Source organism: Flavobacterium sp. (assembly GCF_049318185.1).
In the GTDB taxonomy this organism is placed as follows: domain Bacteria; phylum Bacteroidota; class Bacteroidia; order Flavobacteriales; family Flavobacteriaceae; genus Flavobacterium.
On sequence record NZ_JBMOGV010000085.1, the window covers coordinates 1 to 9,683 of the forward strand.

Below are 9,683 nucleotides of genomic sequence, written 5' to 3' on the forward strand. Positions count from 1 at the left end.
CTAAAGGATGCAAAAATAATGGGACTTGTGGCACCGATAGCTGCAACAAATTAACCGTTTTCGATTGGCTAGCCAACATGAGTTTGCCGAATGGCGAAACTCCTTTTGACTGTATTGAAGTGCGTTTTAAAAACGGAAGAAAAGAATTTTATCGCAATACCGAAAAACTAACATTAAGCATAGGTGATGTCGTTGCTACAGAGGCTTCTCCTGGTCATGACGTTGGTATTGTTACGCTTACAGGCGAATTAGTAAAAATTCAAATGAAGAAAAAAGGGGTAAATCACACCAGTAATGAAATTACAAAAATTTACCGAAAAGCATCTCAAAGAGACATTGATATTTGGAGCGATTCTCGTGATAAAGAAGAGCCGATGAAAGTAAAAGCACGAGAATTGGCAATTGCTCATAAACTAGAAATGAAAATTTCTGATATAGAATTTCAAGGCGATGGTTCTAAAGTAACTTTCTATTATACTGCCAATGATCGTGTGGATTTTCGTTTGCTAATCAAAGATTATGCGCGCGAATTCAGCACCCGTATCGAAATGAAGCAAGTTGGTTTTCGTCAGGAAGCAGCTCGTTTAGGAGGAATAGGTTCTTGTGGTAGAGAATTATGTTGTTCAACATGGTTAACCGATTTTAGAAGCGTTAATACGTCAGCAGCACGCTACCAACAATTGTCTTTAAATCCTCAAAAATTAGCTGGTCAATGCGGAAAATTAAAGTGCTGTCTCAATTATGAGTTAGACACTTATATGGATGCTTTAAAAGATTTTCCAGATTTTGAGACAAAATTAAAAACGGAAAAAGGTGATGCCGTTTGTCAAAAACAAGATATTTTTAAAGGACTAATGTGGTTTGCTTATTTTGATAATTTTGCTAATTGGCATGTATTAAAAATTGAACAAGTAAAAGAAATTATAGCTCAGAATAAACAAGGTAACAAAGTAAGTTCACTTGAAGATTTTGCTATTGAAATTGTGTCTGAACCTGAAAAAGATTTCAACAATGCTATGGGACAAGAGAGTTTAACTCGTTTTGATCAACCAAGAAAAAGCAAAAATAAAAACAGAAATAAAAATAAGCATAAAACCCAAAATCAAAATTCTGAACAAAGTAAAGGTCAAAACCAAAGGCCTCAAGATAAAAGACCTATAATTATTAAAAAGAATGAAGATAATAAATAGCATCATTTTTATTTTCCTTTTATTTTTAGTTACTTCCTGTGACAAAAAGAGGGTTTTTGACGATTATAAATCTGTAGGTAAAAATTGGAATAAAGACAGTATAGTTACTTTTGATTTGCCAAAATTAGATCCAAAAAAAGCCTATAATCTCTATGTAAATGTTAGAGATAATGACGAATATCCGTTTAATAACTTATTTTTAATTGTTTCTTTGGAACAACCTAACAGAAAAGTACAAGTAGATACCCTAGAGTACCAAATGACCAATCCTGATGGCACACTTCTTGGTGAGGGATTTTCGGATATTAAAGAAAATAAGCTTTTTTATAAAGACAAGGTAAGTTTTACTCAAAAAGGACTATACAAGATTCACATCAAACACGCAGTAAGACAAACTGGAAAAATTGAGGGCGTTGATACACTTCCAGGAATAACTGATGTTGGATTTAGAATTGAATCAAAAGATTAAAAAATTATGGCACAAAAAAACTATGCTACAGTTAAAGACATTAACTACTATAAAAATAAATTTTGGAAATGGTTTTTTTATAGTCTTGGAATTGCTGTTTTATTTTTCACTTTGGCTTCTTGGGGATTTTTTGGTAGCATGCCTTCCTTTGAAGATTTAGAAAATCCCGAATCAAATTTGGCGACTGAAGTTATTTCCTCTGATGGCGTCACCATTGGAAAATTTTATAATGAAAACAGGACGCCAATTAAGTATGAAGATTTGCCTACAAGCATTGTAAAAGCGTTAATTGCTACTGAAGACGAGCGTTTTTATGAACATTCAGGGATTGATGCGCGAAGAACTTTTGGCGCAGCATTAAAATTAGGCGCCAATGGTGGTGCAAGTACCTTAACCCAGCAGTTAGCCAAATTATTATTTCATGGTGAAGGTTCAAGTTTTAAACCTTTTCGAATTATTCAGAAAGTAAAAGAATGGATTATTGCCATTAAACTTGAGCGTCAGTATACCAAAAATGAAATTATTTCAATGTATCTCAACAAAGCCGATTTTGTAAACACAGCCGTTGGAATTCGTTCTGCTGCCAAAGTATATTTCGGCAAAGAACCACGTGATTTAAGTATTGATGAGTCAGCTATGTTTGTGGGGATGCTAAAAAATCCTTCTCTTTACAATCCATTACGTCGTTTGGAAAAAGTGCGTTTGCGTCGAAATACTGTATTAGGACAAATGGTTCGTAATCATATTATTGATTCCAAAACCAAAGATTCCTTAGCCCGACAACCGATAGTATTGCATTTTCACCCTGAGAGTCATAAAGAAGGTACAGCTACCTATTTCAGAGAATTTCTTCGCGAATACATGAAAAATTGGGCAAAAGAAAACAAAAAACCAAATGGTGACGACTGGGATATTTATACTGACGGTTTAAAAATATACACCACTATAGATTCGAAAATTCAAGCTCACGCAGAAGAAGCTGTTGCTGCTCATATGAAAAACTTGCAACAAGAATTCTTTTTTCAACAGAAAGACAATAAAAATGCCCCTTTTGTCAATATATCCGATGCTGAAACAAAAACCATCATCGATAAAGCTATAAAAAACTCGGAGCGATGGCGAATTATGAAAGATTTGGAAAAAACCGATGAAGAAATTATTGCTTCTTTTAGTGTAAAAGCCAAAATGAAAATTTTTTCTTGGAAGGGAGAAATAGATACAGTAATGACCCCAATGGATTCCATTAGATACTATAAACACTTCCTGCAAACAGGGTTAATGTCAATGGAGCCACAAACAGGACATATCAAAGCTTGGGTTGGAGGGATTGATTACAAATACTTTCAATATGACCACGTAGGTCAAGGCGCAAGACAAGTAGGTTCTACGTTTAAACCTTTTGTATATGCTACTGCAATAGAACAATTAGGAATGTCACCATGTGACACAATTATTGATGGCGCTTTTATGATTCATAAAGGACGCCATAATGTAACCGAAGATTGGGAGCCAAAAAACTCCGACCGTCAATATCGCGGTATGGTTACCTTAAAAAAAGCATTAGCGCTTTCTATTAATACTGTTTCGGCTAAATTGATTGATAAAACTGGTCCAGAGGCCGTGGTTACTATGACTAAAAAACTAGGTGTGAAATCCGATATTCCAGCACAGCCTTCCATAGCATTGGGTGCTGTTGATATCACAGTTGAAGATATGGTAGCGGCTTACAGTACGTTTGCTAATCAAGGGGTCTATGTAAAACCCCAATTTATAAGTCGCATTGAAGATAAAAACGGAGTGGTGCTATATGAACCAGTTCCTGAAAATCATGATGTATTGAACAAAGACATTGCCTATGCAGTTATCAAATTACTAGAGGGTGTAACCGAAAGCGGTTCTGGAGTTCGTCTTCGTACGCAAGGTGGTGGTAGCGGTGACAGTCGTTGGACAGGTTATCCATACATGTTTACCAATCCAATTGCGGGTAAAACAGGAACATCTCAAAACCAATCTGATGGTTGGTTTATTGGTATGGTGCCAAATCTGGTAACCGGAGTTTGGGTGGGCTGCGAAGACCGTTCGGCACGTTTCAAAGGCATTACATTTGGACAAGGCGCTACGGCAGCATTGCCAATTTGGGGGTATATGATGAAAAAATGTTATGAAGACAAAGACTTACAAATCTCCAAAGATCCTTTTCAAAGACCTGATAATCTCTCGATAAAAGTAGATTGTTACGAACGTAAAAAAGATACCATTTCTGACTCTACTGCAGTTCCAGTTGATGAGCAAAATACCGATGAGTTTGGGTTGTAATAGTTTTGTTTATGATAAATAAAAAAGTAAACTCCGTTCAAGAAGCACTCCTAGGCATTGAAGACAACATAACGATTATGTTGGGCGGATTTGGTCTTTGTGGTATTCCAGAAAATAGTATTGCCGAATTGGTAAAAAAAGAAACTACCGGTTTGACTTGTATCTCCAATAATGCTGGTATTGATGATTTTGGATTGGGGTTATTACTCCAAAAAAGACAAATCAAAAAAATGATTTCTTCCTATGTGGGCGAAAATGCCGAATTTGAACGCCAAATGCTTTCTGGCGAATTGGATGTAGAACTAACACCACAAGGAACATTGGCCGAAAAATGCCGCGCTGCACAAGCCGGAATTCCAGCTTTCTTCACACCTGCGGGATTTGGAACCGAAGTTGCCGAAGGGAAGGAAGTGCGTGAATTCAATGGCAAAATGCACATCATGGAATTGGCCTACGAAGCCGATTTCTCTATAGTAAAAGCTTGGAAAGGCGACGAAGCAGGAAATCTTATTTTCAAAGGAACTGCCCGAAATTTTAACGCTTGTATGGCGGGAGCTGCAAAAATTACCATTGCCGAAGTAGAAGAATTATTACCTGTTGGCTCACTTGATCCAAATCAAATTCATATCCCAGGTATCATGGTGCAACGCATTTTTCAAGGGGAGAAATTTGAAAAGAGAATTGAGCAACGAACAACAAGAAAAAGAGAATAATCATGGCCTTAGATAAAAACGATATTGCAAAAAGAATAGCCAAAGAAGTTCAAGACGGTTATTACGTTAATCTAGGAATTGGAATTCCTACGTTGGTGGCTAATTATGTTCGAACTGATATTTCCGTAGAATTTCAAAGTGAAAATGGTGTTCTCGGCATGGGACCATTCCCTTTTGAAGGAGAAGAAGATGCTGATATTATTAATGCTGGCAAACAAACCATCACTACCTTACCTGGAGCGAGTTTTTTTGACTCGGCTTTTAGTTTTGGAATGATACGCAGTCAAAAAGTAGATTTAACCATTCTTGGCGCTATGGAAGTTTCCGAAAACGGCGATATTGCCAATTGGAAAATTCCAGGAAAAATGGTCAAAGGAATGGGTGGCGCAATGGATTTAGTAGCTTCGGCAGAAAATATTATCGTTGCCATGATGCACGTCAACAAAGTGGGTGAGAGTAAAATTTTAAAGAAATGCAGCTTGCCTTTAACTGGCGTTGGTTGTGTCAAAAAAGTAGTGACCGAATTAGCCGTGATGGAAATTACTCCAAAAGGTTTCCAACTTTTAGAACGTGCACCTGGTGTTTCTGTAGAACAAATCATAGCTTCAACGGAAGCCGAATTAATTATTGAAGGTGAAATTCCGGAGATGATTATCGATTAAGATACTCCAATAAAACTTCTGAAGCATTACCAAAAGTATTCCCCGATTCAGTAATACTGACCGCTCGTTTTTTATTCAATTTATAAGTCAAATCAAATTCTGTAGTGAATAATATTGCCGACATAAACGGATTATTGATATAATTCACCAAAACATTTTGAGTGTTGTCAATAGTATGAATTTCAATTTGTTCTTCTTGTTGGAATTTGTATTTAAGCTCCAATTTCAAAATGCCTACTTCCACTATCGGGCGAACATAAATATTCATCAAATCAGTATTTCCTATAGTTTTTGCCATGGTTAATTTGGCAAAAGTTCCATTAGCTAAACTGATTTTAGCATGGTTATAAAACTCTGAAAATGATTCGGTGAATGACATATTTTGAATAAATTATTTTTATTTTAAGTAAAAGGAAAGTTGAAAGTTTTCGTTTGTTTTCCTGCAAGGTTTCAAAAACCTTGTAGGTATAAGTTTGGAAATACCTACAAGGTCAAAAAAGACCTTGCAGGGTTAGAAACCGCCTATTCGAATATAAATTTTTCAGATAAAACTTCGTTTTTAAAATCGTGACAATAAATAAAATTATCAATACCATCAAAATATGAAAGTACTTCACACCTAGCTAATTTTGTTTCGCTTACAGAAATCATTGCTTGAAAAGAAGAATGTTTATAGGTTTTATAGTTTGTATTCAAATGATGCTTTGGGTTTAGATGAACATATTGAATTATACTTCTTAAATAGTTATCATCTTGTATTTTAATTCTTTTAAAATGTTTTTCAAACAAACTTCCAGTTCTTTGATTTTGTTTATTAAATGCTTTTGCATAAGCATTAAAAAAATTAGAAAAAGATTGAGTAACAATTCTTTCTTCTTCGATAATTTTTAATACAATATGAAAATGATTGTCCATTAAGCAATAAGCGTAAACATCTATTTTCGCACTCAAATATTTAGAAAGTAATTTTAAAAAATATGTTTTATTTTCATCTGACAGAAAAATGTTCTCACTATTTATACCTCTGTTGTAAATATGATATAAATAATCCTTTTCTAAAATTTCAAGTTTCATTACTTTTTATTTATATCTACAATTTTTTTTAAGCCTTGTAGGATTAGTTAAAAAAACCAGCTTGCTACAAAAATTGCTGTAATCACACAAATCACATCTATTATAAGCATTGTTCCTAAAGCGTATCGGGTGTTTTTTATATTAACCGAACCAAAGTAAACTGCGATTACATAAAAAGTGCTTTCGGCGCTACATTGAAAAATACTACTCAATCTTCCCGTCATCGAGTCGGCACCAAAAGTATTCATTGAATCAATCAAAAACCCGCGTGATCCTGCAGAACTAAAAGGTCTTAGCAAGGCAACTGGCAAAGCATCGGTGATTTCTTTACTCACTCCCATATTGGAGAAAGCAAAAGCAATCCAATTGCTGATAATTTCAAACAAACCACTGTTGCGGAACAAGGAAATTGCCACTAACATTCCTAAAACATAAGGAAAAATAGTGACTCCAGTTTTTACTCCATTATTAGCACCAGCCACAAAAGCTTCATAAACTGTAGTATTGGCCTCTGTAAATTTTTTCTCTTTACTAAATGAAAAAATTAAAGTAAAAATAATAATCCCAACTAATATCAAAGCAGAAAGATTAGTAGTAAAATAGTTTTTGCCAATTAAATCCAAATGGTTGACGTACATCAAAAGTCCAACAATTGCTGCAATTAAAACCATCAACCCCACAGCTAAAGAGGCGCTTTTGAAATTAATCTTTTGTTTCACTCCAACTATCAAAAACGCAGCAATAGTTCCAATAAAAGAGGTAATGATACAAGGCAACATCACATCGGCTGGATTGCTGGCATTGGCAGCGGCTCGATATCCAATTATTGAAGTTGCTATTAAGGTAAGTCCCGAAGCATGTAAACACATAAACATTATTTGTGCATCACTTGCCTTGTCTTTATCGGGGTTTATTTCCTGTAAACTCTGCATTGCTTTTAATCCAAATGGAGTGGCCGCCGAATCCAATCCTAAGAAATTTGCAGAAAAATTCAACGTCATATAGGAAATTGACGGGTGATTTTTAGGAATACTTGGAAACACTTTTACAAATACTGGACTCAATAGTTTTGCTAATTTATCAGATGCTCCCGAAATGATTAATAGTTCCATTAAGCCACAGAAAAAAGCTAAATAAGCCATAAGTGGCAAAATCAAATCAAGTAATGTGTTTTTACATGTCGGCAATAATCCATCCGATTTTTGAACACCGCTATATATTTTTACCGTTTTATTTTTAAAAATATAGGTTGTGTCAGGATTTGTTGCATTGCGATTAATAACAAAAGTTTTCTCTTCGTTTTTATTAATACTGTCTTGGATAAATTTTGGAATTTCATTCAGATATTTCTCTGAAATTAATATTGTATCATCTTTCTTCCCATTCAATACATTGTCGATCGTATAGCTATTTCCAGAAAATAAGCTAAAAAGAACAAAGGCAATAGAGGAAATAAAAATAACGAGCCAAAATCTACTCAATACCATAGTTTTGTTTTTTGTAAATATAATAAATCAATCAGAATTTCTATGTAAATATCAAAAATCGATGACAACCAATTTACACATGAATAATTTCATCTTCTATCAATAATTCTTCTCTTCGCAGTCGCAAGAAAATTTGTGCCACAGCAATTACATCTTTTTCACAATATGTTACAATGCGGTCTATATCTTTATCCACATAATAAACTTTTGCCACTTGACTGCCATTAATATCGCCTTTTGGAGATGGAATACCAAGAATTTTTGTTAATAATTTCAAGGAAGTGAAATGCTTATAATCGCCAAATTTCCATAGTTCTAAAGTATCTAAATGTGCTATTTCCCATGGTTTTTTACCAAAAAGATTTAGTTTGTTTGGAATGGCAATTTGATTAATTATCATTCGTCTAGCGATAAATGGAATATCAAATTCTTTGGCATTATGACCACACAAAACATGTTGTGCTTGATTAAAATGATTGTCTAAAAGACCAGTGAAATCTTTTAAAATCTTTTTTTCATCGCCAAAAAAAGAGGTAACTCTAAAATTTCGAATATCGCCTTTATTGACAAAATAACCCACAGAGATGCAAACGATTTTTCCAAACTCCGCCCAAATCCCAGCTCGTTCATAAAAATCTTCTGGAGTATAATCTTCCTTTCTTTGATATTGCGTTTTATGCTCCCAAAGCTCTTTCATTTCATCATCCAACTCATTATAATGTTGTTCCTGTGGGACGGTTTCAATGTCAAGAAATAGAATGTGATTGAGGTTTATTTTTTCTATCATGATAATCAGCTTTTAAATTATCTGATGTGAAATTTAAAAAAAATTTTTTTATAAATAAAGAAAAGATATTAAAAAAGTAATTTTTGTATTACTGAACTTTCATGTTCCAATAACTCGATGACAAAGAGCAACTGTCCTAAGTGGATTTTTACCATTATCGGATGCTGATGCATGAATTGCTTTTGAATTATCAAGTTTTTATCAATTCAAGATAAGAGAGTGTTTTAGTAAATACCATTTCCATTTGTTGTAATTAAATTATTATTTTGAAAAAGTATAAATATAATCTTCAATTGCTTTCAGTTCATCATCACTCATGTTTTTAGTAATAGCAAAATTAGCTTTCATAATATCATATTGACTAGGATCAATAATAGGTTCACTTTCTTCTTTTAGAAACAAAACAATGCTTCGGTTTTTTGCTTTATATGTAGAAGCTATTTCACTTAAACTTGGTCCGATAACTTTTTGTTCCTTTTGATGACATGCTATACAATTCCCTTTGTTTTCAAATAATTCTTTGCCAGAAACTTTATCTGGTATTGTATTAGTATTAGATTTGATAAAATTTTCTTGGTTTTCATTTTTACAAGAAATTAATAATAATATCCCTAAACTGAACAGTAACTTTTTCATCTTATTTGTTTAATAATATTGCCGCTTCTTTGGCAAAATAAGTCGAAATTAAACTGGCGCCAGCGCGTTTGATGCACATCAATTGTTCCATCATAATTTTGTCGTGGTCGAGCCAACCTCTTTCAGAAGCTGCTTTAATCATAGCATATTCGCCAGAAACATGAAAAACTGTTACGGGAACATTCACGGCATTTTTTACTTCGCGAACAATATCTAAATAGGCAATTCCTGGTTTTACCATGACCATATCGGCGCCTTCTTCTACATCCCAAAGGGCTTCTTTGATGGCTTCGATACGATTGGCGTAATCCATTTGGTAGGTTTTTTTATCCTTCGGAACTTTCACATC

The 9,683-nt window shown here is 34.1% G+C and carries 10 protein-coding genes and 1 pseudogene; 5 read left to right on the forward strand and 6 right to left on the reverse strand.

Translation table 11 applies throughout. The annotated features are described in order from the left end of the window. From ACOYLT_RS08385 to ACOYLT_RS08405, 5 genes are all read left to right on the forward strand, one after another. On the forward strand, positions 1-1,190 hold a 1,190-nt coding region (locus ACOYLT_RS08385), incomplete at its 5' end, for a PSP1 domain-containing protein (protein ID WP_422853409.1). Beyond that, a complete protein-coding gene (locus ACOYLT_RS08390) occupies positions 1,174-1,659 on the forward strand; it encodes a gliding motility lipoprotein GldH (RefSeq protein ID WP_422853410.1) in 486 nt (161 codons plus the stop codon). The genes ACOYLT_RS08385 and ACOYLT_RS08390, both read left to right, overlap by 17 nt. Before the next feature lie 6 nt (positions 1,660-1,665). Next, positions 1,666-3,975 (forward strand): penicillin-binding protein 1A, encoded by a 2,310-nt coding sequence (locus tag ACOYLT_RS08395; protein ID WP_422853411.1) that lies wholly within the window; start codon positions 1,666-1,668, stop codon positions 3,973-3,975. A gap of 11 nt (positions 3,976-3,986) precedes the next feature. Continuing rightward, positions 3,987-4,688 (forward strand): CoA transferase subunit A, encoded by a 702-nt coding sequence (locus ACOYLT_RS08400; RefSeq protein ID WP_422853412.1) that lies wholly within the window; start codon positions 3,987-3,989, stop codon positions 4,686-4,688. 2 nt (positions 4,689-4,690) lie between these two features. After that, positions 4,691-5,350: a CoA transferase subunit B gene (locus ACOYLT_RS08405; RefSeq protein WP_422853413.1), complete on the forward strand. Its 660-nt coding sequence runs from the start codon at positions 4,691-4,693 to the stop codon at positions 5,348-5,350. Here ACOYLT_RS08405 and ACOYLT_RS08410 read toward each other — a convergent pair. The 6 genes and pseudogenes from ACOYLT_RS08410 to ACOYLT_RS08435 all read right to left on the reverse strand — a co-directional run. Continuing rightward, positions 5,340-5,729 (reverse strand): hypothetical protein, encoded by a 390-nt coding sequence (locus ACOYLT_RS08410; RefSeq protein WP_422853414.1) that lies wholly within the window; start codon positions 5,727-5,729, stop codon positions 5,340-5,342. The genes ACOYLT_RS08405 and ACOYLT_RS08410 overlap by 11 nt on opposite strands. A 143-nt stretch (positions 5,730-5,872) precedes the next feature. Then, positions 5,873-6,424, reverse strand: a complete 552-nt coding sequence (locus ACOYLT_RS08415) for a transposase (RefSeq protein ID WP_422853415.1) — start codon at positions 6,422-6,424, stop codon at positions 5,873-5,875. A 47-nt stretch (positions 6,425-6,471) separates the two neighbouring features. Continuing rightward, positions 6,472-7,911, reverse strand: a complete 1,440-nt coding sequence (locus ACOYLT_RS08420; protein WP_422853416.1) for a nucleoside recognition domain-containing protein — start codon at positions 7,909-7,911, stop codon at positions 6,472-6,474. A 73-nt stretch (positions 7,912-7,984) separates the two neighbouring features. Further along, positions 7,985-8,698 carry a 3'-5' exonuclease gene (locus ACOYLT_RS08425; RefSeq protein ID WP_422853417.1) on the reverse strand — a complete coding sequence of 238 codons (714 nt, stop codon included), beginning with the start codon at positions 8,696-8,698 and terminating at the stop codon, positions 7,985-7,987. A 261-nt stretch (positions 8,699-8,959) separates the two neighbouring features. After that, on the reverse strand, positions 8,960-9,334 hold the full coding sequence (locus ACOYLT_RS08430; RefSeq protein WP_422853418.1) for a c-type cytochrome: 375 nt from the start codon (positions 9,332-9,334) through the stop codon (positions 8,960-8,962). 1 nt (position 9,335) lies between these two features. Then, a pseudogene (locus tag ACOYLT_RS08435) lies at positions 9,336-9,683 on the reverse strand (porphobilinogen synthase); the annotation flags it as partial.